This window comes from Brachybacterium zhongshanense (genome assembly GCF_055385755.1).
The window spans coordinates 1,536,829-1,563,302 of the sequence record NZ_AP043790.1; the positions used below are offsets into that span (position 1 = coordinate 1,536,829).

Consider the following 26,474-nt stretch of genomic DNA (forward strand, 5'->3'; position numbering starts at 1 on the left):
CCCCGCCGTGCGGAGGGCGCACCGCAGAGGTCACGAGGCGGTGGCCCTGCTGCGCTTCTTGCCGAGCCCGGCAACCGAGAGGACGATGCCGAGGATGATGCCGAGCAGGATCACGGCGGCACCCACGCCGATGACGACGGTCTGGCCCAGCACCATGCCGAAGGCGACCACGATCGAGCCCAGGACGACGCCGAAGCTCAGGGTCCACGCGGCGACGGTCTTGCCCTCGTTGTGGGGCGGGGGCGGGGGCACGGTGTAGGTCTTGTTCATCGTCCTTCTCCAGCTCGGGACTCGGTCGGGGTTATTCTGCCACGTCGTCACAACGCTCCGGGCACCGAACGTCCCCGCCGCGCCGTGCTCGGCACCCGGAGGTGACGGGACTCATCCCCGCCGGCCTGCGGTCGCCGGTCCGCCGGATCCTCAGTCCCGGCCGCTCACGCCAGGATCCGCGTCCCCTGCGGAGTCCGCGGGGTCCTCGGGCTCCGGGTCGGTCGGGTCCTCACCGCGGGTGAGCGCATCCCACGCGGCCGCGGGATCCTGCTCCGGATCGGCGGCGACGCGCACTGCCGGGCTGCGATAGCGGCTCCCCCGCGGCCAGCGCCCGCCGAGCACGAGGGCCGCAGCGCCGACCACGATCACCAGCAGCGCCGGGACCAGTGCGATCCACGGCCACGGCGTGATCGAGGCGCCGATGTCGCCGCCGACCACTCCCGTCGCCTCGGAGACCCCGGAGACAGCTGCGGACGCCGGATCCTCGACCACCGAGAGGATGGAGGCGATCGCGCCGATGCCGGCGAGCACGAGAACAGGGCCGGTGACGAAGCGCACCCAGTGCGAGGACAGGGACGTGGCCGCCGCGGCGGCCACCGCGACGAGGGCGAGGGCGAGGACCGCCGGAGCCGCGTCCCCTCCCCCGATGGCGATGGACTGCGAGGATCCCGTGAGGTCTGATCCCGTCGCCTGGAGCCATGTCGAGCGCGAGGTGCCGGCGAGCGCACCGCCGGCAGCGAGGCCCGCCAGCACCACGACCCGACGCCCGGGGCCGCGGTGCCGTCCTGCGGTGCGTGCCTCCTCCGCCGCCCGGTCTCCGGACCCGTCCGCCGTCGTGCTCATGCTCGGCGCAGGGTGTCGGCGGAGGCGACCGCCCGCAGCGCGGCGGCGGCCTTGGACTGGGACTCGCGATGCTCCATCGTCGGATCGGAGTCGGCGACCACTCCGCCTCCGGCCTGGACATGAGCCGTCGCATCCTTGAGGACGGCGGTGCGGATGGCGATCGCCATGTCCATGTCGCCGGCGAAGTCGATGTATCCCACCGTCCCGCCGTAGACGCCGCGTCGCACCGGTTCGAGTCGGTCGATGATGGACATCGCCGACGGCTTGGGAGCTCCGGAGAGGGTGCCGGCGGGGAACGTCGCGCGCAGGGCGTCGTAGGCGATCGCGTCGTCCCGGATGCGCCCGGTCACCGTCGAGACGATGTGCTGGATGTGGGAGAACCGCTCGATGTGCATCAGGTCCCGCACGACCACTGTCCCCGGATCGCAGAATCGCTGCAGGTCGTTGCGCGCGAGATCGACGAGCATGAGGTGCTCCGACCGCTCCTTGGGGTCCGCCAGGAGCTCCTCCGCGAGGGCCTGGTCCTCCTCGGGCGTCTCCCCTCGAGGCCGGGAGCCTGCGATCGGATGGGTGGTCGCCGTGCGCCCGCGCACCGTGACGAGGGATTCGGGGCTCGCCCCGACCACATCGATCGGCGCCCCGTCGGCGTCGACCGTGCGCACCAGGTACATGTATGGACTCGGGTTCATGCGACGCAGGACGCGGTACACGTCCAGCGGGTCCGCAGCCGTCGGCAGCGAGAACCGCTGCGACGGGACGACCTGGAAGATCTCGCCGTCGACGATGTCCTCGACCGCTTCACGGACCGATGACTCGTACTCGAGCTGCGAGGTGCGGGACTTGGGCTCGACCTCGCGGATCGTCTCGTACACCATCGCGGAGCTGCGAAGCGGCTCGCGCAGGCGTTCCCGCATCGCCTCGAGGCGCTCGAGGGCGTCCCGGTGCGCCGCGTCCACGCCCTCCGACGTGGCGTTGAGGTTCAGGGCGTTGGCGACCAGGAGCACTGTTCCGTCGTGGGCGTCATGCACGACGACGTCCTGGGCGAGGAGCATCGAGAGGTCGGGGATGCCGATCTCGTCCGGTGGTGCGTCGGGCAGCTTCTCCCAGTGGCGCACGGCATCGTACGAGATGAAGCCGACCATCCCTCCGGTGAAGGGCGGAAGATGCGGCAGCCGCGCCGCGCGGAATGCGTCTGTCACCGCGCGCAGGGCCTCGACAGGGGATCCGTCCACCGGAACACCGGTGGGCACGTCGCCGATCCAGTGCGCGCGCCCTTCGCGCTCGGTGAGCACGGCGCGGGCCCGCGTGCCGATGATCGACCACCGGGAGTCCTCTCCCTCGCCCGCTGACTCGAGCAGGAACGTTCCGCGAGGGTCCTGTCCGTCGGTCAGCCGACGGTAGAGCGACACGGGCGTGTCCTCGTCCGCGAGGAGGCGGACGGTCACAGGGACCACCCGCTGCCGCGCGGCGAGCGCACGGAAGGTCTCGAGGTCGGGCTGGACCACGCCCAGCGCGTCGCCTTCGATGCCGCCGACGAGCTCCGGATAGGCGTCCTCGGCGGCGTCATCGGGCATCGGCCCGTCCTTCAGGGGATCGCTGCTCATCATCCTCGTTCCGTGACGTCCAGGGCGGTCGCACCGAGGTCGCCGCCGTCGAAGCAGGTATGGGTGCCGCGGTGGCAAGCCGCACCGATCTGGTCCACCTGGACCAGCAGCGCGTCGCCGTCGCAGTCCAGGGCGACCGAGCGGACCCACTGCACGTGCCCGGAGGTGTCGCCCTTGCGCCAGTACTCCTTCCGCGACCGGGACCAGAAGGTCACCCGACCGGTGGTGAGGGTGCGGCGCAGCGCCTCCTCGTCCATCCAGGCGAGCATGAGCACCTCGCGGGTGCTCTCCTCCTGGATGACGGCCGCGATCAGACCGTGCTCGTCGCGCTTGAGGCGCGCGGCGATCTCGGGCGGAAGCGAGGGGGACCCGCTCACAGGGCGCGCCCCAGATCCTCGGCACGGTCGGTGCGCTCCCAGGTGAACTCCGGCAGCTCCCGTCCGAAGTGCCCGTGGACCGCCGTCCTTGCGTAGATCGGACGCAGCAGGTCCAGCTCCTCGATGATCGCGGCGGGCCGCAGATCGAAGGTCTTCTCGATCGCGCGGGCGATCTGGCGGTCCGGGACGCGCCCGGTGCCGAAGGTCTCCACGTACAGTCCTACGGGTGCGGCCACGCCGATGGCGTACGCGACCTGCACCTCGCAGCGCTCGGCGAGACCGGCAGCGACCACGGTCTTGGCGACCCAGCGCATCGCATACGCGGCCGAGCGGTCGACCTTGCTGGGGTCCTTGCCGCTGAACGCGCCGCCGCCGTGCCGGGCCATCCCGCCGTAGGTGTCGACGATGATCTTGCGGCCGGTCAGACCGGCGTCCCCCTTGGGCCCGCCGATCACGAAGCGACCGGAGGGGTTGATGTGGAAGGTGACGTCGGAGACGTCCAGGCCGATGCCGGCGAGCTCCTCCAGGACCGGCGCCACGACGACCTGCCGGATTCCCGGGCGCAGCTGGCTGTCGACGTCGACGTCGTCGTCGTGCTGGCTGGAGACGACGACCGCCTCGACGGTCCGAGCGACGCCGTCGTCGTCGTACCCGATGGACACCTGCGTCTTGCCGTCGGGGCGCAGGTACGGCAGGACCCCGTCACGACGGGCCGCGGAGAGGTTCTCCGAGAGGCGGTGCGCGGCGTGGACCGGCAGGGGCATCAGCTCCGGGGTGTCCGAGCAGGCATAGCCGAACATGAGCCCCTGGTCTCCTGCGCCCAGGCCGGCGAGCGACTCGATCGAGCCGCCGTCGCGGTGCTCCCAGGACTCGTCCACACCAGCGGCGATGTCTGGACTCTGCGAGCCGATCGACACCTCGATGCCGCACGAGTCAGCGTCGAAGCCCTTCTCCGAGGAGTCATAGCCGATCTCGCGGATCACGTCGCGCACGATCCGCGCGACGTCGCTGTAGCCCTCCGTGCGGACCTCTCCGGCCACGTGCACGAGCCCCGTGGTCACCATCGTCTCGACGGCGACGCGGGCCGAGGTGTCCTGCCCCAGGAGGTCATCGAGGATCGCATCGGAGATCTGGTCGCAGATCTTGTCGGGGTGGCCCTCGGTCACGGACTCCGAGGTGAAGGTGCGCAGGTCGCTGGACGTCATGCGTCCCAGGGTACTGTGGCCAGCCTGGCGACGAGCGCATCGAGCACTGCATGGGCGACGGCCGCCTTGCTGCCCTCGGCTTCGGCGACGTCCTCGCCGGAGGAGTCGAGGATCCGCACGGAGTTGTCCGCTGAGCCGAAGACTCCACCCCCGACGTCGTTGAAGACGAGCAGGTCCGCGCCCTTGCGGCGAGCCTTCTCCCGAGCGAGGTCGAGAGCGCTGTGACCGTCGCCGCCGGTCTCGGCGGCGAAGCCGACGATCGCGGGGACATCGGACTCCGCCCGGGCGGTCACGCTGTGACGCAGGATGTCGCGCGTGCGGCGCAGAGCGAGCGTCGGGACCGAGTCCTCGGAGTCCTCGCTCTTCTTGATCTTGGCCCCCGACCGATCGGCGGCCGTGAAGTCCGCCACGGCGGCGGCCATCACCAGCGCGTCGCACTCCCCCAGGCCGTCCTCGACGGCCCGGGCCAGCTCAGCGGCGCTGCCCGCATCGACACGCTCCGCCCCCGGAGGGGTGTCCAGCTCGACGTTGGCCGCGAGCAGGCGCACCTCGGCGCCTCGGACGAGGGCGGCATGCGCGAGCGCCCAGCCCTGACGCCCCGAGGAGTGGTTGGCGAGGAAGCGCACCGGGTCGAGCTCCTCCCGGGTCCCGCCCGCCGTGATCAGCAGACGACGGCCGCACAGATCCTGCGCAGCACCGCCGTCCTCGGATCGGGGCGCGCTGATCGCGGAGCGCGCGGCGTCCAGCAGGGCATCGGGCTCGGGAAGCCGCCCCGGCCCGGAATCCGGGCCGGTGAGGCGGCCGACGGCGGGCTCGAGCACGATGATCCCGCGCTCCCGCAGGATCGCGACGTTCTCGCGCGTCGCCGGATGCTCCCACATCTCGGTGTGCATCGCCGGGGCGACGACCACCGGGCACCGGGCCACCAGCAGGGTGGCGGTCAGCAGGTCGTCGGCGCGGCCGACGCGCATCCGCGCCAGCAGATCCGCAGTCGCCGGGGCGATGACGACGAGGTCGGCCTCCTGGCCGATGCGCACATGCGCGACCTCGTCGACGTCCTCGAACACGCTCATCCGCACCGGGTGATGGCTGAGGGCCTCCCAGGTCGCGGCTCCCACGAACTCGAGGGAGGAGCGAGTGGGAAGGACCTGGACGTCCGCGCCCTCACCGACAAGGCCGCGCACGAGGTGCGCGGCCTTGTAGGCGGCGATGCCGCCGCCGATCCCCACCACGACGCGGGCTCCGGACAGGGTGCGCTGCACGCTCCTCATGGTTCTTCCGCGTCGGGGAGCGGAGTGATCAGAAGGAGAAGTCGGTCAGCGGCACCTCGGGGGCGTCGTCGCCGAGCTTCAGGGGCGCCGGAGCATCGGGATCGGGCTCGTTCGCCGCGGCGAACTCCTCCTCGTCGACCTCACGGACGGTCAGGAGCCCTTCGTCGATCTCGCGCAGCGCGATCGACAGGGGCTTCTCCTGGTTCTCGACGTCGACCAGCGGGCCGACGAACTCCAGCAGCCCTTCGGAGAGCTGCGAGTAGTAGGCGTTGATCTGACGAGCCCGCTGGGACGAGTACAGCACCAGGGCGTACTTGGAGTCGACGGTCTCCAGGAGACGGTCGATCGGCGGGTTCGTGATGCCTTCGGGCTGAGCGACGGTTCCGGCCACGGAAGTCCCTTCATCGAAAGTGGGCGTGCGACGGTTCAGGATACGCCCTCCGGCTGAGCAGGGCGAGGATCCGGCGCCGCGGGTCAGGTGAGGTCGCGCACGCCCATCAGCGCGGCGAGCTCATCGGTGGCGCGATCCACCTGGTCGTTGACAATGGTGACATCGAACTCGCCTTCGGCGGCGAGCTCGCGCCGAGCCGTCTCCAGCCGACGCTCGCGCTCCTCGGCGTCCTCTGTGCCCCGGCCGACGAGCCGCTCCACGAGCGTGTCCCAGTCCGGCGGGGCGAGGAAGACGAATCGTGCCTCGGGCATGGTGCGCCGCACCTGCCGCGCTCCGGCGAGATCGATCTCGAGGAGGACGGGCCTCCCTGCGGCGACGGCCTCCTGGACAGGCCCGCGCGGAGTGCCGTAGCGGTTGCGGCCGTGCACGACAGCCCACTCGAGCATCTGGTCGGCCTCTACCAGGCGGGTGAACTCGTCGTCATCCACGAAGCGATAGTGCACCCCGTCGATCTCGCCAGGGCGCGCGCTGCGCGTGGTGGCGGAGACCGACAGCCAGATCTGCGGATAGCGGGCCCTGATCGCAGCCGAGACCGTTCCCTTGCCGACGGCCGTGGGGCCCGCGAGGACCGTGACAGGGGCCGGCACCCCGGGGGTGCCGGCCCCGTCAGGAGCGGTGCGTGCGGTCACTCGGAGAAGTGCGCGACGAGCTTCTCGGCCTGGTGCGAGCCCAGACCGCGGATCTTGCGCGAGGGGGAGATGCCGATCTCCTCCATGATCTGCTGCGCCTTGACCTTGCCGACGCCCGGAAGGGCCTCCAGCAGGGCGGCGACGCGGAGGCGGCCGATGACCTCGTTGGACTCGGCCTCGTCGAGGACCTTCTTGATCTCCTCGCCGCGACGTCCGGCGCTGTCCTTGAGGCGCGCCTTGATCGCCGCGCGCTCACGACGGGCCTCGGCGGCCTTCTTCAGGGCCTCGGCCCGCTGCTCGGGGGTGAGGGGAGGGAGAGCCACTGTTCTTACCTCTTGTTCTGTCGCTGGTGGAGTGCGCGGACCGGCAGGCCCCGCGTGTGCGTAGAGCGTAACCCCAAGACCGTGGCAGAGCACACTAAAGACACGCGCAGCCCCTGGTCCGGTGCGTTTCGACACCCGCGGGCGGCGCTGCGGACCGTGGCTCCGGCAGCCCGATCCGGAGCCTCCGCTCCCGTCGGGACGCGGTGCGGATCACTCAGGAGTAGAGCTCGCGCAGCTCCCGTGCTCGGGCGGTCAGCGAGGGGATGCCAGGCCCTGCGGACAAGAGTCCTCGGGACAGCGAAACCAGCACGTGACCTGCATTGTCACCGAACACCTCCGACAGCTGGAACGGTCCCGCACCCTGCGCTCCGAATCCGGGAGCCAGGAGCGGTGCGCTCGGCGCGGCCTCCCTGAGGCCGAGCTCCTCGTAGGCTCGACCGACGGTGGCCCCGACGACCAGGCCGACACTCCCCCAGGTGGTCTCATCGCCTCCGCCGATCTCCTCGGCGTGTCGCGCCACGCCCAGCGCGACAGGAACGCCGTCGGCGCCCTGGGCGTGCTGGACCTCGGAACCGCTCGGGTTGGAGGTGAGCGCGAGCAGGAACAGGCCCTTCGCATTCTCCTGCGCCAGCTCGACAGCGGGCTCCAGGGAACCCGAGCCGAGGTACGGGCTGACGGTGATGGCATCGGCCTCGAGGGGCGCGCCGACGCGCAGATGGGCCTGGGCGTAGGCACCCATCGTGGAGCCGATGTCGCCGCGCTTGACGTCGAGGATGCTCAGCACCCCGCGGTCGCGCGCATCGGCGAGGAGCTCCTCGAGCACCGCCACGCCCGCGGAGCCGTGGCGCTCGAAGAACGCCGACTGCGGCTTGATCGCCGCGACCTGTCCGTGGACCGCCTCGAGCGAGGTGCGCGAGAACACTCGCAGGCCCTCCGGGGTGTCCGGCAGGCCCCATGCCTCGAGCAGCGCCGCGTGGGGGTCGATGCCCGCGATGACCGGGCCGTGGTCGGCGACGGAGCGCTGCAGGCGGGAGCCGAACGTCTGCGCCATGGCGCTCATGCGATCACCCCCGCTCGTGCGGCGCGCCCCTCAGCGAGGCGCCGGGTATGGTCCTGGAGGCTGATGACGTCGAAGGGCTCCACCGGGAGCGCCTCGATCGCCTGGACGGCGGCCTGGAACTCCTGGACGGTGGTGATCATCGGAACGTCCATGCTGGTCGCTGACGCTCGGATGGCGTAGCCGTCAGCTCGTGCGTCGGAGCCCGAGGGCGTGTTGAGCACGAGCGAGATGGCGCCCTGCTCGATCAGGTCGATCACCGACTGGCCCTCGCCGGACTCCGAGGCCTTGCGGAGCACGGTGCAGGGGATCCCGGAGCGGCGCAGCACACGGCCGGTCCCGGTCGTCGTCAGGATCTCGAACCCGAGGGCCGCCAGGCGCGCGACCGGCAGCACCAGGCTCCGCTTGTCGCCGTCGGCGACCGACACGAAGACGCTGCCCGAGGTGGGCAGGCCCTGGCCGGAGATCGCGAGCTGCGACTTCGCGAAGGCCAGCGGGAAGGTCGCGTCCAGGCCCATCACCTCACCGGTCGAACGCATCTCGGGACCGAGAAGGGAGTCGACCGCCCGTCCGTCGGCCGTGCGGAACCTCTTGAAGGGCAGCACTGCCTCCTTGACGGAGATCGGCGCGTCGTCGGGGAGCCGGGTGCCGTCCCCCTCCGCCGGCAGCACGCCGTCGCGGCGCAGGTCCGCGATCGAGGCGCCGGCCATGACGAGGGAGGCCGCACGGGCCAGGTGCACTCCGGTGGCCTTCGAGACGAAGGGCACGGTGCGGGAGGCCCGCGGGTTGGCCTCGAGGACGTAGAGGATGTCCTGCGACAGCGCGTACTGCACGTTGAGCAGCCCGCGCACTCCCACGCCCTCGGCGATCAGCCGGGTGGACTCGCGGATGCGCTCCAGCACCGTGTCGCCCAGCGTCACCGGAGGCAGGGTGCAGGCCGAGTCGCCGGAGTGGATGCCCGCCTCCTCGATGTGCTCCATGATGCCCCCGACGTAGAGCTCCTCGCCGTCGTACAGGGCATCGATGTCGATCTCGGTCGCGGTGTCCAGGAACCGGTCGATGAGGATCGGTGCCTCGGCGCGGCCGCCCTCCGGCAGGTTCCGGCCGACGTAGTCGACCAGCTGCGCCTCGTCGTAGACGATCTCCATGCCTCGCCCGCCGAGCACGTAGCTGGGTCGCACGAGAACCGGATAGCCCACCTCCCGCGCGACCTCCAGGGCGTCGTTCAGACCCCAGGCGGTCCCGTAGGGCGGGGCGGGCAGCTCGGCATCGGCGAGGACGGCGCCGAAGTGACCGCGGTCCTCGGCGAGGTCGATGGCTGCGGGGCTGGTGCCGATGATCGGCAGACCCTCCGCCTCGAGCCGACGGGCGAGCGAGAGCGGGGTCTGCCCGCCCAGCTGCACGATCACACCGGCGACGGGTCCGACGGCCTTCTCGGCCTCGTACACCTCGACGACGTCCTCGAAGGTGAGGGGCTCGAAGTAGAGGCGGTCGGCGATGTCGTAGTCCGTCGAGACCGTCTCCGGGTTGCAGTTGACCATGATGGTCTCGTAGCCGCCGTCCGGCAGCGAGCGATCGCCCAGGGCGAGAGCGGCGTGCACGCAGGAGTAGTCGAACTCGATGCCCTGGCCGATGCGGTTCGGACCCGAGCCCAGGATCAGGATCGCCGGACGCTCTCGCGGCTCGACCTCCGTCTCCTGGTCGTAGGTGGAGTAGTGGTACGGGGTGCGCGAGGCGAACTCCGCGGCGCAGGTGTCGACCGTCTTGTAGACGGGGTTGATCCCGAGGGCCTCGCGCACGCCCTTGACGACGTCGCCATGCTGGCCGCGGAGTGCACCGATCTGGTCGTCGGACAGTCCGTGGCGCTTGGCGTCGCGCAGCAGCTCGGCGTCCAGGACGTCGGCCCCGCGCACGTCGGCCGCGACCTCGGCGACCAGCAGCAGCTGGTCGAGGAACCAGCGGTCGATCGCGGTCGCCTCGTAGAGGCGCTCGATCGTCTCCGCGGGATCGACGACCCCCTCGGCCGCCGCCCACAGGACGCGGGAGATGGCGACCAGACGGGTGTCGGTGGGAACGCGGGAGGCGTCGATCAGCTCGGAGACCTCGGACGGCGTCGGCGGCTCGCCCGCGTAGGAGGGCACGGCGCCCTTGACGTCGAGGGAGCGCTGGGCCTTCCCGAGCGCCTCGGTGAAGCTGCGACCCATCGCCATCGCCTCGCCGACGCTCTTCATCGTCGTGGTCAGGGTCGGATCCGCCGCCGGGAACTTCTCGAAGGCGAAGCGGGGCACCTTCACGACGATGTAGTCGAGCGTGGGCTCGAAGCTCGCCGGCGTGGTGCCCGTGATGTCGTTGCGGATCTCGTCGAGGGTGTAGCCGATCGCCAGGCGCGCGGCGATCTTCGCGATGGGGAAGCCGGTGGCCTTGGAGGCGAGCGCCGAGGAGCGGGACACCCGAGGGTTCATCTCGATGACCACGACCCGGCCGGTCTCGGGGTGGACCGCGAACTGCACATTGCAGCCGCCCGTGTCGACACCGACCTCGCGGATGATGCCGATGCCGAGATCGCGCAGGTGCTGCAGCTCGACGTCGGTCAGGGTCAGCGCGGGCGCGACCGTGACGGAGTCGCCGGTGTGCACGCCGACGGGGTCGACGTTCTCGATCGAGCAGACGACGACGCAGTTGTCGCTGCGGTCGCGCATGAGCTCCAGCTCGTACTCCTTCCAGCCGAGGATGGACTCCTCGAGGAGCACCTCGGTCGTCGGAGAGTAGTGCAGGCCGTCACCGCCGATGCGGCGCAGGTCCGCCTCGTCGTACGCCATGCCCGATCCGAGCCCGCCCATGGTGAAGCTGGGACGGACCACCATCGGGTAGCCGAGCTCGTCTGCGGCGGCCAGCAGCTCGTCCATCGAGTGGCAGATGACCGAGCGCGCTGACTCGCCGCCGACGCGGTCGACGACCTCCTTGAACAGCTGGCGGTCCTCCGCCTTCTGGATGGCGTCGAGGCTGGCGCCGATCATCTCGACGCCGAACTCCTCGAGCGTCCCGTTCTCAGAGAGGGCTACGGCGGCGTTCAGAGCGGTCTGGCCGCCGAGCGTCGGAAGGATCGCGTCGGGGCGCTCGGCGGCGATGATCGACCGGATGACGTCGGGATCGATCGGCTCGACGTAGGTGGCGTCGGCGATGTCCGGGTCGGTCATGATGGTCGCCGGATTGGAGTTGACCAGGATGACGCGCAGGCCCTCCTCGCGCAGCACGCGGCAAGCCTGTGTGCCGGAGTAGTCGAACTCGGCGGCCTGGCCGATGACGATCGGTCCGGACCCGATGACGAGGACGGAGGAGATGTCGGAGCGACGGGGCATCAGGACTCCTTGGAGACGGCGCGCTCGCGGACGAGCTCAGCCAGACGGTCGAAGAGGTACGAGGCGTCGTGCGGTCCGCCCGCGGCCTCGGGGTGGTACTGGACGGAGAAGGCGGGCAGGTCCAGGCAGCGGATGCCCTCGACCACATCGTCGTTCAGGCCGACGTGGGAGACGACCGCACGGCCGTAGCGTCCGCCGTCATGGGGGGCCATGTGCTCCCCCTCGATCGGCACGTCGACGGCGAAGCCGTGGTTGTGCGCGGTGATCTCGACCTTGCCGGTCTCCTTGTCCAGGACGGGCTGGTTGATCCCGCGGTGACCGTACTTCAGCTTGTACGTGTCGAAGCCGAGCGCACGCCCCAGCAGCTGGTTGCCGAAGCAGATCCCGAAGAACGGGACCCCGGCGTCGAGAACGCCGCGCAGCAGCTCCACCTGCGCGGTGGCGGTCGCGGGATCACCGGGCCCGTTGGAGAAGAACACCGCATCGGGCGAGATGGCCAGGAGCTCCTCGAGGGTCGTCGTCGCCGGCAGCAGATGCACGCGCATCCCGCGGGCGAGCAGGTGGCGGGGCGTGGCGCCCTTGATTCCGAGATCGACGGCCGCGACGGTGCCGATCGCCTCGCCCTCCGGTTCGAGGACGACGGGCTGGGCGAGGGTGACCTCGTCGACGAAGCTGGACCCGCTCATGGCGGGCTGCTCGCGCACCTCGGCGAGCAGCGCGTCCTGTCCCTGGCTCAGGGCGTCGCCGGAGAAGATGCCTCCCCGCAGCGAGCCCTGCTCACGGAGGATCCGGGTGAGCATCCTGGTGTCGATGCCGGAGATGCCCACGACATCCTCGCTGCTCAGCAGATCGTCGAGGCTCTGCTCAGAGCGCCAGTTGGAGGCGATGCGGCTGGCTTCGCGCACGGCATAGCCGCGCACCCAGACCCGCCGGGACTCCATGTCCTGGGCGTTCGCACCGGTGTTGCCGATGTGCGGGGCGGTCTGGACGACGATCTGGCCCGCATAGGAGGGATCGGAGAGGGTCTCCTGGTAGCCGGTCATGCCGGTGGAGAAGACGACCTCGCCCAGGCGTGCTCCGCGCGCACCGTAGGCCTCGCCTCGCAGGACGGTCCCGTCCTCGAGGACCAGCAGTGCAGGGTCCGCCTGGCGCCGGCGGCGCGGGGTGGTGGTGGCGGTCATGGGTGCTCCTTCCGGGGCAGCGTGGTCGAGCTGAGAAGTCTGTCGTGGTCGGCGCGATGGTCCAGGCGCAGACCGGTGTCCAGCAGCTGGTCCCCCAGCCGCCAGCGGATCACCAGGAGTCCGTCGCCCCCGATCCATTTGCCGGCCATGCCGGGGGCGGAGTCGAGCTCCTCGATCGCCGCGGAGGGGATCAGGAGGTCCCGCGAGCCCTGACGCCGGATGACCCAGGCGTCGCGGTCCTCCGCGGCATCGTGGCCGATCTCGATCCGGGCCCTCGCGCGGGTCCCCAGACCGTGGGCGGCGACGCGGTCCAGCGGGCTCCCGGCCAGGACCGTGCTGACGTAGATGCCGTCGGCCGTGTCCGTGGCGCTCCACACCGCGGCGGGGACCGGAGACTCTGGAGCAGGCAGTCCCGACTGCCGGCGTTCCCGCGCCGTCCATCCCCACCGCATCAGGACGAGTGCGATCAGGAACAGCGCGATCAGGATCAGGACGGGGGCGAGCTGGTCCATCAGATCCCCGCCAGTGCGCCGTCGCGCACCGTGACGCGCCCGCGGTGGACGGTCAGGCGGTTGGCTCCGGGCAGCTCCCTGCCGACGAAGGGACTGTTGCGGCTGCGCGACCCGTGCCGCGCCGGGTCGACGGTCCGCACCGGGCGCGGATCCCAGACCAGGAGGTTCGCGACCTCGCCGGCTGCGAGCGGTCGGCCCTGATCCTCGTCGCGGCCGATCCGGGCCGGGGCCTCGGACATCACGCGGGAGACGTCGCGCCAGGTGATCGCGCCGGTGTCGACCATGGTCGCCTGCACCGTGGACAGGGCGGTCTCGAGGCCGGTCATCCCCATGGCCGCCTGGTCCCACTCGCGATCCTTCGCGTCGCGCGGGTGCGGCGCGTGATCGGTGGCCACGATGTCGATCGTGCCGTCGGCCAGTCCCCGTCGGACTGCCTCGACATCCTCCTGCGTGCGCAAGGGCGGGTTGACCTTGTAGCGGGCGTCGAACCCGCGCACGTTCTCATCGGTCAGCAGCAGATGGTGAGGGGTGACCTCCGCCGTCACGTCGATGCCCCGCTCCTTCGCCCACCGCACGATGTCGACGCTGCCGGCGGTCGACAGGTGGCAGACGTGAAGGCGCGAGCCGACATGCTGGGCCAGGAGCACGTCGCGCGCGATGATCGACTCCTCGGCGACGGCCGGCCAGCCCGCCAGTCCCAGCTCCGCCGAGACGACGCCCTCGTGCATCTGCGCGCCCTCGGTGAGCTTCGGGTCCTGAGCGTGCTGCGCGATGACGCCGTCGAAGGTCTTGACGTACTCGAGCGCGCGGCGCATGAGAACCGGATCGTGGACGCACTTCCCGTCGTCGCTGAACATCCGCACCCGGGCGCGGGAGCTGGCCATGGCGTCGAGCTCCGCCAGGCGCTCCCCCGCCAGTCCCACGGTGACCGCGCCGACGGGACGGACGGTGCACCAGCCCGCGGCCTCGCCGCGGCGGGCGACCTGCTCCACCACGCCGGCGGTGTCCGCCGTCGGCGTCGTGTTGGCCATCGCATGCACGGCGGTGAAGCCGCCGAGCGCCGCCGCCCGAGTGCCGGTGTCGACCGTCTCGGCCTCCTCGCCGCCGGGCTCCCGCAGATGCGTGTGCAGGTCCACGAGCCCCGGCAGCACGATGCATCCCTCGGCATCGATGATCTCCGCCCCCTCGGGTGCATCGAGGCCGACGCCGATCCGGCGGATGACGCCGTCCTGGACCAGCACGTCCTGGACGGTCTCGCCGTAGAGGCTCCCTCCCCGGACGAGCAGGGCGGGCTCCTGGACGACTGATGCGTTCTCTGTGCTGGTCATCGGGCATCCTCCCGGTCAACGGTGGCGAGCAGGTGATACAGGACGGCCATGCGCACGAACACGCCGGAAGCGACCTGCTCGACGATCACGCTGCGCTCGGAGTCGGCGACGTCGCCCGCGATCTCGAATCCGCGGTTCATCGGTCCCGGATGCATGACTATGGCGTGCGCCGGCAGGGCGGCGGCCCGGGCCGAGGTCAGTCCGTAGCGTCGGGCGTACTCCCCCTCAGTGGGGAAGAAGCCGCCTCCGGTCATGCGCTCGCGCTGCACGCGCAGCATCATCACGGCATCGGGTCCTGCGGCGAGCGCCACGTCGAGGTCGTAGAGGATCTCGCAGGGCCAGGCGGAGGCGCCGACGGGGACCAGCGCAGGCGGTGCGACGAGCGTGACCCTCGCACCCAGCAGGGTCAGCAGCAGCACGTTGGAGCGCGCGACGCGGGAGTGCAGGATGTCCCCGACGATCACGACGTGCAGACCGTCCAGGCCGGCGTCAGGATCCTGCGGGCGCAGGTGACGGCGCAGGGTGAAGGCATCGAGCATCGCCTGGGTGGGGTGCTCGTGGGCGCCGTCTCCGGCGTTGATGATCGGCTGGTCGATCCATCCGGCATGCGCGAGCAGATGCGCGGCGCCCGAGGAGGAGGATCGGACGACGACGGCATCCGCCCCCATGGCCTGGAGGGTCAGCGCGGTGTCCTTGAGCGACTCCCCCTTGGAGACGCTCGATCCCTTGGCCGAGAAGTTGATGACGTCGGCCGAGAGTCGCTTGGCAGCGGCCTCGAAGCTGATGCGGGTGCGGGTGGAGTCCTCGAAGAAGAGGTTCACCACGGTCGAACCGACCAGGGTGGGCAGCTTGCGGATGCTGCGCGACTGGGTCTGCGCCATGTGCTCGGCAGTGGCGAGCACGGTGATCGCCTCGGCGCGCGAGAGGTCTGCGATGGAGATGAAGTGCCTCATGCCTCCGCACCCTCCCGCCCGGTCTCGCCGTCACGGATGGGCCGGACGATGTCCACCGCGTCCTCGCCGTCGGTCTCGACCAGACGCACGTGCACCCGCTCCTCGCGGGAGGTCGGGAGGTTCTTGCCGACGTGGTCGGCGCGGATCGGCAGCTCACGATGCCCGCGGTCCACCAGCACCGCCAGGCGCACGGCGGAGGGGCGGCCGATCGCGCTGAGCGCGTCGAGCGCGGCGCGGACGGTGCGTCCGGAGAACAGGACGTCATCGACGAGGACGACGGTGCGGCCGTCGATGCCGTCGCGCGGGATCGCGGTCGGGCCCGGCTCGCGCGTGGGGTTCCGTCGCAGGTCGTCCCGGTACAGCGTGATGTCGAGGGATCCTGCGAGGTCCTCGATGGGCCGCTCGAGGCCCTCTGCGGCCAGGATGTGGCCGGCCAGGCGACGGGCGAGGGGCACCCCTCGATGCGGGATGCCCAGCAGCACGAGGTCGTCGGCACCATGACCGCTCTCGAGGATCTCGTGCGCGATGCGCACGAGCGCTCGGCGGATCTCGTCCTCGCCGAGGATGCGCGTGCGGTCTTCGGAGTCGTTCATCTGTCTCTCCCTTCCACGCCTCACAGGACGTGTCGTTAAAGGGTTGCGGCCCGGTCGGGCTCGCTCGAGTGTAAGCCGCCGACGGGGGCGTCCGGGCTCGCGCCCGCCCTTCGGACCGCAGGAGTGCGCAAGAGCACCCCCGCGGCCCGTCGGCCGCAGAGCCGCACCAGGCCGCGCCGAGCGCGTCAGCCGAGCAGGCCGCGCAGGTCCAGCAGGCGCTGCAGCAGGCCGTTGACGAAGCGCGGCGAGTCGTCCGTGGACAGCGCCTCCGCGATCTTCGTGTACTCGCCGATCACCGCGCCGCGCTCGGACTCCGCGGCGTCGAACAGCACCTCAGCGGCGCCCAGGCGCAGGATCGCGCGGTCCACCGCGGGCATGCGGTGCAGCGGCCAGTCGCGCGAATGGGTCTCGATCTGCTCGTCGATCTCCTCCGCGTGCGGGGCGTACACGGCGACCAGCTCACGCGCCCTCATCGGCAGAGGGGTCTGCGCCGCAGTGCGCACGATCCGCTCGTCGAGCACCTCGGTCACCGGCAGGCTCCGGGCGTCGGCCTCGAAGAGGACGTCGAGGGCGCGGATCCGCTCGCGAGTGCGCGAGTGCAGGCGATCCGTGCGAGCGGGAACCGTCCGCTCGAACTCGACCTCCTCGCCCTCGCGGCCGGGGATCGGCAGACCGGGTCCCCTGGCGGGGCGCGCCGCCTCGGGGTCGGGAGCGTCAGTCACCTCAGGCACGACCCAGGTAGTCGCCGGACCGGGTGTCGACCTTGACCTTCGTACCGGTCTCGAGGAAGAGCGGGACCTGGATCTCGCGCCCCGTCTCGAGGGTCGCCGGCTTGGTGCCACCGGACGAGCGGTCGCCCTGCAGACCGGGCTCGGTATGGGAGATCTCCAGGACGACGCTCGCCGGCAGCTCGACGTAGAGGACCTGGCCCTCGTTGAAGGCGACGACGACGTCCTGGCCCTCCAGGAGGAAGTCCTTCGCATCGCCGACGAGGTCCGCCGCGACGTTGGTCTGCTCCCAGGTGGAGGTGTCCATGAAGACGAACAGGTCGCCGTCGAGGTACGAGTACTGCATGTCGCGCTTGTCGACCGTGGCGGTCTCGACCTTGACACCGGCGTTGAAGGTCTTGTCGACCGTCTTGCCCGACAGGACGTTCTTGATCTTGGTGCGCACGAAGGCGGGGCCCTTGCCCGGCTTCACGTGCTGGAACTCGACGACCTGCCAGAGGTTGCCGTCGATCTTCAGCACCATGCCGTTCTTGAGGTCGTTCGTCGTCGCCATGGGTCTCCTCGGGGTATCCGCCGGGGCATGGGACGGCCCAGGGCGGTGTGCTCGGTGTGCTGTGCAGATGATGCGCCGCACGCAGACGGCGCGCGGACCAGGATAGCGCGCGCGGCGGCCCCTCCCCCGCTGCAGGCACGAGCCGCGCCGCGGATCACGGCCGGGAGGTGAGGTCGATCATGGACAGCAGCCTCACCACGAGCGGGACCGCGGCGCTCTCCTCGCGCCAGCCGCTGGTCTTGATCGCTCGCGACACCGTCTGCTGGGTGATGCCGAGATGCTCGGCGAGCTCCTGCTGCGTGGCCTCCGGGTGATCGCGCAGAGCGTGGACCGCTCGCCACTGGCCCCGATTCCGGGTCGCGATCATCCAGCCGATCAGCCGCAGGACGCCCTCGGCATCCGCGGCGGTGCTGGAATGGCGCTCGTCGGATGCCCGCACCGAGAGCGGGACCTGGCTCGTGACCCTCGCCTCCCGCAGAGCGGCGGCCGATGCCCGTGCTCCCCCGCCGACGACGGCCCGGGTCTCCTCGGGCAGCGGCTGGTCGAGCGGTCCGACGCCGATCCCGACGCACCATCCGCCCAGCTCGGCCGCAGCGCGGACGGCGTCCATGGCGATCTCGGCGCGGTCCGCGAGAGCGATGGCGTCGCTGCCCAGCGTCCGCTCCGGGGGACGCCGCAGCTCGAACGGTGCGAGCGCCTCGACCAGTGCGGGGAGAGGGTCCGCCCCTCGGCGGCTGCGGTGCGGCGCGAACGACAGGACGAACATGGACAGATGATATCAGCGGTCATCTGTCGAACAGGTCTATTCGCCTGTCGTCTCCTGCAGTCGCCTCTCGGCGCTCGGGCGCCGACGCTGGGACCACGCGAGGACGCGCCGGGCTCACGCGAGCTGGATGAGCTCCTCGTAGGACGAGTTCCACAGGTCCTCGACGGCATCAGGCATGAGCAGCACTCGCTCCGGGGACAGTGCTCGGACTGCACCCGGGTCGTGGGAGACGAGCACGACGGCACCCTCGAAGGCTGCGAGCGCACCGAGGATCTCCTCCCGGCTGGCCGGGTCGAGATTGTTGGTGGGCTCGTCAAGCAGCAGGACGTTGGCGCTCGAGACCACCAGGGTGGCCAGCGCCAGACGGGTCTTCTCCCCACCGGAGAGGACCCCTGCCGGCTTGTGGACGTCATCCCCGGTGAACAGGAACGAGCCCAGGATCTTCCTGGCCTCGACCTCGGGCAGCTCGACGGCGGCGCTCATCATGTTCTCCAGGACGGTGCGATCGCCGTCGAGCGTCTCGTGCTCCTGGGCGTAGTAGCCGATGCGCAGACCGTGACCGGGGACGATGCCGCCGGTGTCCGGCTGGTCGGCACCGGCGAGGATGCGCAGCAGCGTCGTCTTGCCCGCACCGTTCAGCCCCAGGATGACCACCCGGGATCCGCGGTCGATGGCCAGGTCGACGCCGGTGAAGATCTCCAGGCTCCCGTAGGACTTCGACAGGTCCTCTGCCATGAGCGGCGTCTTCCCGCACGCGGCCGGCTTGGGGAAGCGCAGGGACGCGACCCTGTCCTTCTGCCGCTCCCCCTCGGTGGAGTCGAGCATGCGCTCTGCGCGTCGCAGCATGTTCTGCGCGGCGACAGCCTTGGTCGCCTTTGCACGCATCTTCTCCGCCTGGGCCGTCAGCGCGCTGGCCTTCTTCTCGGCGTTCTGCCGCTCACGCCTCCTGCGCTTCTCATCGTCCTCCCGCTGGCGCAGATACTGCTTCCAGCCCATGTTGTAGACATCGATCTCGCAGCGGTTGGCATCGAGATAGAAGACCTTGTTGACGACCTGCTCCACCAGCTGCACGTCGTGGCTGATCACGATGAGCGCACCGCGATAGGTCATGAGGTAGTCGCGCAGCCAGATCACGGAATCGGCGTCGAGATGGTTGGTGGGCTCGTCGAGGATCATCGTCTCGGCCTGCGAGAACAGGATCCGGGAGAGCTCGACCCGTCGCCGCTGGCCGCCCGAGAGCGTCCCCAGCTCCTGCTCGAGCAGACGGTTCGGCAGCCCCAGGTTCGCCGCCATGCGCTTGGCCTCGGCCTCGGCGGCGTACCCGCCGCGGGCGTCGAGCTCCGCCTCGAGCAGCGGGTAGCGATTCATCGCCTTCTCGCGCTTGCTCTCCGACAGGCTCATGTCCCCCATCTCCTCCTCGGCGCGACGCAGCCTGGCGAGCACGTCATCGAGGCCGCGGGCGGAGAGGATGCGGGAGAGCACCGTCTCGGAGTCGTCGCCGCTGTGGGTGTCCTGGGGGAGGTAGCCGAGCTCCCCGGTCACCTCGACGCTCCCCTCCGTGGCGGGCAGCGTGCCGGAGAGCACCTTGGTCAGCGTCGTCTTGCCGGCGCCGTTGCGTCCCACCAGTCCGACCCTGTCGCCCGGCGTGACCTGGAAGCTGACCTCGCTCATCAGGAGTCGGGCTCCGACACGGATGGCGAGGTCTCGCACGGTGATCACGGAAGTGGTGCTCCTAATCCGGAAGAGGGGCGGAAGACGGGCCCGAGGGCCCCTGGAAGTCTAGGTCCGCACCTGCGATCAGGTCGTGCGGATATCGGCTCCGGTGCCCAGCGCCACACCGTGACCGCCCGTGCGATGCTGGCACCGAGCCGTCAGCGTCGACGGACCCGACAGGATCGGAGGACAGAGAGATGCGCATCGGAGTTCCCCGCGAGATCAAGGACAGCGAGTACCGGGTGGGCCTGACCGCCGCCGGCGTGCATGAGCTGGTGTCGCGCGGCCACGAGGTCCTCGTCGAGTCAGGAGCAGGTGCGGGTGCACGGATACCCGACGAGGACTACTCGGGCGCCGGTGCGCACGTGCTCGACTCGGCAAAGGCGGTGTGGCAGAGATCGGAGATGATCGTCAAGGTCAAGGAGCCGCAGCCGGCAGAGCACGATCTGCTGCGCGAGGGCCAGGTGCTCATGACCTATCTCCATCTCGCCGCAGACCGCGAGCTGACCAAGGCGCTGATCAGCTCCGGGACCACCGCGATCGCCTATGAGACGGTGCAGCTGCCGGACCGCTCCCTGCCCCTGCTCGCACCCATGAGCGCGATCGCGGGGCGCCTGGCCGCGCAGGTCGCCGCCTACCATCTGATGGCACCGCTGGGCGGATCGGGGATGCTGATGGGCGGCGTCCCGGGCACAGACGAGGCCGACGTGCTCGTGATCGGCGGCGGCGTCGTCGGCGAGCAGGCGGCGATGATGGCGCTGGGCCTGCATGCCGAGGTCACCGTGATGGACGTGAACCTCACCAGGCTCTCGGAGATCGCCGCGATGCATCACGGAGGAATCCATACCCGCTACTCCACGGCGTGGGACCTGCGCGAGCAGATCGCGCGGGCCGATGTGGTGATCGGCTCGGTCCTGATCCCCGGACGGCGCGCGCCCAAGCTGGTCACGGACGACATGGTCGCGACGATGAAGCCGGGTGCCGTGCTCGTCGACGTCGCGATCGACCAGGGAGGCTGCTTCGAGGGGTCGCGCCCGACGACGCACTCGGACCCCACCTTCCGCGTGCACGACGCCGTCTACTACTGCGTGGCGAACATGCCCGGCTCGGTGCCGGTCACCGCCACGACGGCCCTGACCAATGCGACGCTCCCCTATGTGCTGAGAGTCGCGGACCGCGGCTGGCGCGCCGCGCTGCAGGAGGATTCCGCCCTCGCAGCCGGGCTCAGCACTCACGCCGGCGCACTCGTCCAGGAGGGCGTCGCCGAGGCCCATGGCATGACCGCCGCGCCGCGCGAGGAGGTGCTCGGAGTCCGCGAGGGACGCTGAGGGAGAGCCGTCCTCGGCGGACCCGATCAGCACGACACCCCTGGCCGGCACGGATGCCGGTCAGGGGTGTCGTGGACGGCGGTCAGAGGTTGAAGCCGATGGCCCGCAGCTGCTCGCGCCCGTCCTCGGTGATCTTCTCCATGCCCCACGGGGGCATCCACACCCAGTTGATGCGATGGGACTCCGTGATGGGGTCCAATGCGGCGAAGGTCTGCTCCTCGAGCAGGTCGGTCAGCGGACACGCCGCCGAGGTGAGGGTCATGTCGATCACGGCATTGCCGTCCTCGACCGTGATCCCGTAGACGAGGCCGAGATCGACGACATTGATCCCGAGCTCGGGATCGATGACGTCCTTCATCGCCTCGGTGACCTCCTCGACGGTGACGGTCGCCGCCGGAGTGGTGTCGGTCATGGGAACCTCCTAGTCCGGTGCGATGCCGCCGTCAGCTGGCGGCGGCGAGGAAGCGGTCGTAGCCCTCGTTCTCGAGACGCTCGGCGAGCTCCGGACCGCCCTGCTCAGCGATGCGCCCGTTGACGAAGACATGCACGAAGTCGGGCTTCACGTAGTTCAGGATACGGGTGTAGTGGGTGATCAGCATGATGCCCACGTCCGTGCTCTCCTTCGCCCGGTTCACGCCCTCGGAGACGATGCGCAGCGCATCGACGTCCAGACCCGAGTCGGTCTCGTCGAGGATCGCGATGGAGGGCTTGAGCAGCTGCATCTGCAGGATCTCGTGGCGCTTCTTCTCACCGCCGGAGAAGCCCTCGTTGACGTTGCGCTCGGCGAAGACGGGATCCATCTTCAGATCGTCCATCGCGGTCTTCACGTCCTTGACCCAGGTCCTCAGCGAGGGGGCCTGGCCGTCGACCGCGGTCTTGGCGGTGCGCAGGAAGTTGGACACCGTCACTCCCGGGACCTCGACGGGGTACTGCATGGCGAGGAAGACGCCGGCGCGAGCGCGCTCGTCGACGCTCATCTCCAGCACGTCCTCACCGTCGAGGGTGACGGACCCCTCGGTGATCTCGTACTTGGGGTGACCCGCGAGGGCGTAGGCGAGCGTCGACTTGCCCGATCCGTTGGGGCCCATGATCGCGTGGGTCTCGCCGCCCTTGATGGTGAGGTCGACGCCCTTGAGGATCTCCTTGGTCCCTTCGGGGGTCTCGACGGTGGCGTGGAGGTTCTTGATCTCCAGGACAGACATGGATGGTTCTCCTTGACCAGAGGTACTGGTGAAAACGTGTGGCTTGATGTCAGGCGGAGGCGATGACTGCGGTGGGATCCACGAGGATCCGTCCGCTGCCCTCCTCGATGCGCACGGGGAACACCCTCACGGGCAGCACCGCGGGCAGCTGAAGCGGGCGACCGGTGCGGAGGTCGAACTGGCTGCCGTGCTTCCAGCACTCGAGGGTGCAGCCGTCGACATCCCCGTCGGACAGGGCGATGTCGTCATGGCTGCAGCGGTCCTCGATCGCATGGACGCCTCCGTCCTCGTCGCGCGCGAGCGCGATCTCGATCCCGCCGACGAGGACGTCCACGACCTCGCCCGGGGCGAGATCGGACAGGTCCGCGACGTGGACGAAGGCGTCAGGCATCAGTTCATGCTCCGCGAGAGCTCGGTCTCGATGGAGGCGAACAGGTGCTCGCGGATCTCCGGGACGTCGATCTTCTGGATCAGCTCGGCGAAGAATCCCCGGACGACCAGGCGACGGGCCTCGATCTCGGGGATGCCGCGAGCACGCAGGTAGAACAGCTGCTCGTCGTCGAAGCGACCGGTGGCGGCGGCGTGGCCGGCGCCCTCGATCTCACCGGTCTCGATCTCGAGGTTCGGGACCGAGTCGGCCCGGGCTCCCTCGGTGAGCACCAGGTTGCGGTTGAGCTCGTAGGTGCTGGTGCCCTCGGCCTGCTTCCTGATGAGCACGTCACCGACCCAGACCGACCGCGCCTTCTGCCCCTGCAGCGCGCCCTTGTAGGCGACGTCGGAGGTGCATCGGGGAGCGGCATGGTCGACGAACAGGCGGTGCTCGAGGAACTGGTCGGCGTCGGAGAAGTACAGCCCGAGGTTCTCGATCTCCGCTCCGGGGGCGGAGAACTCGCCGATCACGTTGGCGCGCACGGCGGAACCGCCGAGGGAGACCACGATGTGCTTGAGCTTCGCGTCCCGGCCCAGCCGGGCATGATGCGTGACGATGTGGAGGGCGTCATCGTCCCAGTCCTGCAGGGCGATGACCGTCATCTCCGAGTTGTCTCCGACGACCATCTCCACGTTCTGCGCATACTGCGCCGACCCGGTGTGGTTCAGCACGAAGGTCGCGGAGGAGGACTCCCGGGTCTCCAGCACGATGTGGCCGTTGGCGCGTCGATCCGCACCGTGCCCCTGCGCGAGCACCTGGAAGGGCTGCTCGTAGGCGGCATTCCTCTCCGCGACCAGGTGCAGTGCCTGCTCGGTGCGGGCCGAGGCGATCGCGGAGGGGAGGTCCTCGGGCACCAGCGCGGTGCCGCGCGGCGCCTGGCCGGGAGCGAGCGTCGATGCCTCAGGAGCGCCGGAGGGCACCTGGACCCGGTACTCGACAGCGGGGTCGCCCTCGCGGTCGTCGGTGGCGACGTTCTCGAACAGGGGCTGGAGGCGCCGCAGCGGGGTGAAGCGCCACTCCTCGATCTTGCTGACCGGCACGGGGTGCGCGGCCACGTCGAACGAGCGCAGACGATCGGCCCGGCTGGGCTCGCCCTTCTTCTTCTCGCCGGGAAGGGCGATGCCCTCCTCCTCGAGCTGCGGGGCGGCGGGCGCCTCCGCGAGAAGCGTCGCGGTCGCGGCCGTCGGCGCCGCGCCGGCGGCGTTCCCTGCGCTCTCGCTCACGCCGTCGTCCGCGATCGCGGGACCCTTCGCATCAAACGTGTCAGAGGCTGTCATCAGCCGACTGCTCCTTCCATCTGCAGCTCGATCAGGCGGTTCAGCTCGAGGGCGTACTCCATGGGCAGCTCCCGGGCGATGGGCTCGATGAAGCCGCGCACGATCATCGCCATGGCCTCGGTCTCCTCCATGCCGCGGCTCATCAGGTAGAAGAGCTGCTCCTCGGAGACCTTGGAGACGGTGGCCTCGTGGCCCATCTGGACGTCGTCGACGCGGACGTCGACGTACGGGTAGGTGTCGGTCCGCGAGATCTGGTCGACCAGCAGCGCGTCGCACAGCACGGTCGAGGCGGAGTGCTCGGCACCCGGCATGACCTGGACCAGGCCCCGGTAGGAGCTGCGACCGCCTCCGCGGGAGACCGACTTCGAGACGATGGAGCTCGAGGTGTGCGGGGCCATGTGGACCATCTTCGACCCGGTGTCCTGGTGCTGCCCCTCGCCCGCGAACGCGATCGAGAGCGTCTCGCCGCGGGCATGCTCGCCCATCAGCCAGACCGCCGGGTACTTCATGGTGACCTTGGATCCGATGTTGCCGTCGACCCACTCCATGGTGCCGCCCTGCTCCACCGTGGTGCGCTTGGTGACCAGGTTGTACACGTTGTTCGACCAGTTCTGGATGGTCGTGTACCGCACGCGGGCGTCCTTCTTCACCACGATCTCGACGACCGCCGAGTGCAGCGAGTCGGACTGGTAGATCGGAGCGGTGCAGCCCTCGACGTAGTGGACGTAGGAGCCCTCGTCGGCGATGATCAGCGTCCGCTCGAACTGTCCCATGTTCTCGGTGTTGATGCGGAAGTACGCCTGGAGCGGGATCTCCACGTGCACGCCCTTGGGGACATACACGAAGGAGCCGCCGGACCACACCGCGGTGTTCAGGGCGGAGAACTTGTTGTCGCCGGCCGGGATGACGGTGCCGAAGTACTCCTCGAAGAGCTCGGGGTAGTCGCGGAGGCCCGTGTCCGTGTCCACGAAGATGACGCCCTGCGCCTCGAGGTCCTCGCGGATCTGGTGGTAGACCACCTCGGACTCGTACTGCGCGGCCACTCCGGCGACAAGGCGCTGCTTCTCGGCCTCGGGGATGCCGAGACGGTCGTAGGTCTCCCGGATGTCCTCGGGCAGCTCCTCCCAGGAGCTCGCCTGCTTCTCCGTGGAGCGGACGAAGTACTTGATGGAGTCGAAGTCGATCCCCGAGAGGTCGGCTCCCCAGGTCGGCATCGGCTTCTTCTCGAACAGCCGAAGAGCCTTCAGACGGCGCTCGAGCATCCATTCCGGCTCGTTCTTCTTGGCCGAGATGTCGCGGACGACCTCGTCGTCCAGACCGCGGCGGGCCGAGGCCCCTGCGGAGTCGTCGTCGTGCCACCCGTAGGCGTACTGGCCCACGGAGTCGATGATCTCGTCCTGTGTGAGCTTCTCTGGTGCGCTCGTCATGGTGTCCTTCCCTCAGTGAGCGGAATGTGAGTCGTGCAGGCGTGCGCGCCCTGTGCCAGGGTGGCCAGGCGCTGCACGGGTGCCCCGATGATGCGCGCGATGACGCGGGTCTCCGCCTCGCACAGCTCGGGGTGGTCTGCAGCCACGTCCAGGACGGGACAGTGGCCGTGGCACAGCTGAGCAGTCACCAGCGTCCGGGTCCCTCCGCGTCGGGAGCCGGAGGTCGGCAGAGGAACGCTCAGAGGACGGATGGTGGTCGCGTAGCCGCGGGAGGTGAGCAGATCCGCCAGGAGCTCGATGCGCCGGGACAGCGTCACCTTCTCCCCCGCCGCCTCGCGCTCGGCGACCTTCTCGGCCACCAGGCGCTGCCAGTCCTCGACACGTCGGTCGGCCAGACGGCGGACCGCCTCATCGCCTCCGATGCGGGCGAGCTCCTCGATTGCCATCACCGCGAGCTCGTCATAGCCACCGGGCAGCTCCTCATGAGCGGACTTGGACAGCACGAAGGCCTTGCTGGGACGTCCTCGCCCGCGGTGCGCGACAGGGACCTCGTGCTCGGCGATGACGCCGTCCGCCTCGAGCACCGCCAGGTGCCGTCGCACGGCGGCGCTGGTGAGCCCGAAGCTCTCGGCGAGACGCCGGGCGGTGATCGGCCCGTGCGCGGAGATGGCCTCGATGAGGCGGTCGCGGGTATCCCTCGCCTCTGTTCCGCGGGCGACGTCGCCTTCAGCCGGCGCGACGGCGTCGACAGCCTGGTCCATGACACCCTCCTTCCCTGCGGTCGTCATGCCGGACGCCCCGGGACGGCACCTCACGGCGCATCGTCCCCTCAGATCAGCATCCGGTCCATGATTTTACAATGTCCAGGTTGCGAATAAACGGGCCGCCTCGTCGAACATGACGAGCGTCACCGCGCCGCCGCCGGGCGCGATCCTCAGGGGTGACCGCCGCCTGCATCACCCCCAAGCATCCCCCGATCTGCGCAGGATGCAACCAAGGCAGACCTTCCCTCGACACCCGCCCCCACCCTGCCTTCACTACCCCCCTTGCGATATAGTTTGGATTTCAACTAGTCTGTCCGAGTCGGCGGCAGT

General features: G+C 70.1%; 27 protein-coding genes. 1 reads left to right on the forward strand and 26 read right to left on the reverse strand.

Translation table 11 applies throughout. The features are described from left to right. Positions 1-30 precede the first annotated feature (30 nt). The 20 genes from ACZ5AJ_RS06970 to ACZ5AJ_RS07065 all read right to left on the reverse strand — a co-directional run bounded on the left by ACZ5AJ_RS06970 (position 31) and on the right by ACZ5AJ_RS07065 (position 19,722). Positions 31-270 carry an HGxxPAAW family protein gene (locus ACZ5AJ_RS06970; RefSeq protein WP_464138298.1) on the reverse strand — a complete coding sequence of 80 codons (240 nt, stop codon included), beginning with the start codon at positions 268-270 and terminating at the stop codon, positions 31-33. Between the two features lie 150 nt (positions 271-420). Further along, positions 421-1,113: a Trp biosynthesis-associated membrane protein gene (locus ACZ5AJ_RS06975; RefSeq protein WP_464138300.1), complete on the reverse strand. Its 693-nt coding sequence runs from the start codon at positions 1,111-1,113 to the stop codon at positions 421-423. Further along, a complete protein-coding gene (locus ACZ5AJ_RS06980; RefSeq protein WP_464138301.1) occupies positions 1,110-2,717 on the reverse strand; it encodes an anthranilate synthase component I in 1,608 nt (535 codons plus the stop codon). The genes ACZ5AJ_RS06975 and ACZ5AJ_RS06980 overlap by 4 nt, the downstream gene beginning before the upstream one ends. Next, complete coding sequence (gene hisI, locus ACZ5AJ_RS06985) at positions 2,717-3,094, reverse strand: phosphoribosyl-AMP cyclohydrolase (protein ID WP_464138302.1); 378 nt, start codon at positions 3,092-3,094, stop codon at positions 2,717-2,719. Before hisI ends, ACZ5AJ_RS06980 begins: the two co-directional genes overlap by 1 nt. Beyond that, on the reverse strand, positions 3,091-4,299 hold the full coding sequence (metK, locus tag ACZ5AJ_RS06990) for a methionine adenosyltransferase (protein ID WP_464138304.1): 1,209 nt from the start codon (positions 4,297-4,299) through the stop codon (positions 3,091-3,093). The genes hisI and metK overlap by 4 nt, the downstream gene beginning before the upstream one ends. After that, on the reverse strand, positions 4,296-5,570 hold the full coding sequence (coaBC, locus tag ACZ5AJ_RS06995) for a bifunctional phosphopantothenoylcysteine decarboxylase/phosphopantothenate--cysteine ligase CoaBC (protein ID WP_464138305.1): 1,275 nt from the start codon (positions 5,568-5,570) through the stop codon (positions 4,296-4,298). Before coaBC ends, metK begins: the two co-directional genes overlap by 4 nt. Before the next feature lie 28 nt (positions 5,571-5,598). Then, positions 5,599-5,961 (reverse strand): DNA-directed RNA polymerase subunit omega, encoded by a 363-nt coding sequence (rpoZ, locus tag ACZ5AJ_RS07000; RefSeq protein WP_464138306.1) that lies wholly within the window; start codon positions 5,959-5,961, stop codon positions 5,599-5,601. 83 nt (positions 5,962-6,044) lie between these two features. Next, complete coding sequence (gmk, locus tag ACZ5AJ_RS07005; RefSeq protein ID WP_464138308.1) at positions 6,045-6,650, reverse strand: guanylate kinase; 606 nt, start codon at positions 6,648-6,650, stop codon at positions 6,045-6,047. Next, a complete protein-coding gene (gene mihF, locus ACZ5AJ_RS07010; protein WP_464138309.1) occupies positions 6,647-6,973 on the reverse strand; it encodes an integration host factor, actinobacterial type in 327 nt (108 codons plus the stop codon). Before mihF ends, gmk begins: the two co-directional genes overlap by 4 nt. Before the next feature lie 214 nt (positions 6,974-7,187). After that, positions 7,188-8,033: an orotidine-5'-phosphate decarboxylase gene (pyrF, locus tag ACZ5AJ_RS07015; protein WP_464138311.1), complete on the reverse strand. Its 846-nt coding sequence runs from the start codon at positions 8,031-8,033 to the stop codon at positions 7,188-7,190. After that, positions 8,030-11,389, reverse strand: a complete 3,360-nt coding sequence (gene carB, locus ACZ5AJ_RS07020) for a carbamoyl-phosphate synthase large subunit (protein WP_464138313.1) — start codon at positions 11,387-11,389, stop codon at positions 8,030-8,032. Before carB ends, pyrF begins: the two co-directional genes overlap by 4 nt. Then, positions 11,389-12,570: a glutamine-hydrolyzing carbamoyl-phosphate synthase small subunit gene (gene carA / locus ACZ5AJ_RS07025; protein ID WP_464138315.1), complete on the reverse strand. Its 1,182-nt coding sequence runs from the start codon at positions 12,568-12,570 to the stop codon at positions 11,389-11,391. The genes carB and carA overlap by 1 nt, the downstream gene beginning before the upstream one ends. Continuing rightward, positions 12,567-13,082 carry a PH-like domain-containing protein gene (locus tag ACZ5AJ_RS07030; RefSeq protein WP_464138317.1) on the reverse strand — a complete coding sequence of 172 codons (516 nt, stop codon included), beginning with the start codon at positions 13,080-13,082 and terminating at the stop codon, positions 12,567-12,569. Before ACZ5AJ_RS07030 ends, carA begins: the two co-directional genes overlap by 4 nt. Continuing rightward, on the reverse strand, positions 13,082-14,410 hold the full coding sequence (locus ACZ5AJ_RS07035; protein WP_464138319.1) for a dihydroorotase: 1,329 nt from the start codon (positions 14,408-14,410) through the stop codon (positions 13,082-13,084). Before ACZ5AJ_RS07035 ends, ACZ5AJ_RS07030 begins: the two co-directional genes overlap by 1 nt. Continuing rightward, positions 14,407-15,363, reverse strand: a complete 957-nt coding sequence (locus ACZ5AJ_RS07040) for an aspartate carbamoyltransferase catalytic subunit (protein ID WP_464138321.1) — start codon at positions 15,361-15,363, stop codon at positions 14,407-14,409. The genes ACZ5AJ_RS07035 and ACZ5AJ_RS07040 overlap by 4 nt, the downstream gene beginning before the upstream one ends. Then, on the reverse strand, positions 15,360-15,956 hold the full coding sequence (gene pyrR / locus ACZ5AJ_RS07045; RefSeq protein ID WP_464138323.1) for a bifunctional pyr operon transcriptional regulator/uracil phosphoribosyltransferase PyrR: 597 nt from the start codon (positions 15,954-15,956) through the stop codon (positions 15,360-15,362). The genes ACZ5AJ_RS07040 and pyrR overlap by 4 nt, the downstream gene beginning before the upstream one ends. Positions 15,957-16,141: 185 nt before the next feature. Then, positions 16,142-16,678, reverse strand: a complete 537-nt coding sequence (nusB, locus tag ACZ5AJ_RS07050; protein WP_464138325.1) for a transcription antitermination factor NusB — start codon at positions 16,676-16,678, stop codon at positions 16,142-16,144. A 1-nt stretch (position 16,679) separates the two neighbouring features. Beyond that, positions 16,680-17,237 carry an elongation factor P gene (efp, locus tag ACZ5AJ_RS07055; protein WP_464138328.1) on the reverse strand — a complete coding sequence of 186 codons (558 nt, stop codon included), beginning with the start codon at positions 17,235-17,237 and terminating at the stop codon, positions 16,680-16,682. Between the two features lie 154 nt (positions 17,238-17,391). Beyond that, positions 17,392-18,003: a MarR family transcriptional regulator gene (locus tag ACZ5AJ_RS07060; protein WP_464138329.1), complete on the reverse strand. Its 612-nt coding sequence runs from the start codon at positions 18,001-18,003 to the stop codon at positions 17,392-17,394. 114 nt (positions 18,004-18,117) lie between these two features. Continuing rightward, the gene (locus tag ACZ5AJ_RS07065; protein WP_464138331.1) at positions 18,118-19,722 is read right to left on the reverse strand and encodes an ABC-F family ATP-binding cassette domain-containing protein; all 1,605 of its coding nucleotides are present in this window, start codon (positions 19,720-19,722) and stop codon (positions 18,118-18,120) included. A 191-nt stretch (positions 19,723-19,913) separates the two neighbouring features. Here ACZ5AJ_RS07065 and ald point away from each other — a divergent pair, with 191 nt between their 5' ends. Continuing rightward, positions 19,914-21,044 (forward strand): alanine dehydrogenase, encoded by a 1,131-nt coding sequence (gene ald, locus ACZ5AJ_RS07070; RefSeq protein WP_464138333.1) that lies wholly within the window; start codon positions 19,914-19,916, stop codon positions 21,042-21,044. Between the two features lie 82 nt (positions 21,045-21,126). Here ald and ACZ5AJ_RS07075 read toward each other — a convergent pair whose 3' ends face one another. From ACZ5AJ_RS07075 to ACZ5AJ_RS07100, 6 genes are read right to left on the reverse strand one after another with little or no spacing between them, the layout of a single operon-like run. Further along, entirely contained in the window at positions 21,127-21,456 is a 330-nt protein-coding gene (locus ACZ5AJ_RS07075) for a metal-sulfur cluster assembly factor (protein WP_464138334.1), read from the reverse strand. A 31-nt stretch (positions 21,457-21,487) separates the two neighbouring features. Next, entirely contained in the window at positions 21,488-22,246 is a 759-nt protein-coding gene (gene sufC / locus ACZ5AJ_RS07080) for a Fe-S cluster assembly ATPase SufC (RefSeq protein WP_464138336.1), read from the reverse strand. A gap of 49 nt (positions 22,247-22,295) precedes the next feature. Continuing rightward, complete coding sequence (locus tag ACZ5AJ_RS07085) at positions 22,296-22,637, reverse strand: non-heme iron oxygenase ferredoxin subunit (RefSeq protein ID WP_464138337.1); 342 nt, start codon at positions 22,635-22,637, stop codon at positions 22,296-22,298. Continuing rightward, entirely contained in the window at positions 22,637-23,953 is a 1,317-nt protein-coding gene (gene sufD / locus ACZ5AJ_RS07090; RefSeq protein ID WP_464138339.1) for a Fe-S cluster assembly protein SufD, read from the reverse strand. Before sufD ends, ACZ5AJ_RS07085 begins: the two co-directional genes overlap by 1 nt. After that, on the reverse strand, positions 23,953-25,380 hold the full coding sequence (sufB, locus tag ACZ5AJ_RS07095) for a Fe-S cluster assembly protein SufB (protein WP_464138340.1): 1,428 nt from the start codon (positions 25,378-25,380) through the stop codon (positions 23,953-23,955). Before sufB ends, sufD begins: the two co-directional genes overlap by 1 nt. After that, on the reverse strand, positions 25,377-26,141 hold the full coding sequence (locus ACZ5AJ_RS07100; RefSeq protein ID WP_464138342.1) for a helix-turn-helix transcriptional regulator: 765 nt from the start codon (positions 26,139-26,141) through the stop codon (positions 25,377-25,379). Before ACZ5AJ_RS07100 ends, sufB begins: the two co-directional genes overlap by 4 nt. Positions 26,142-26,474: the final 333 nt, after the last annotated feature.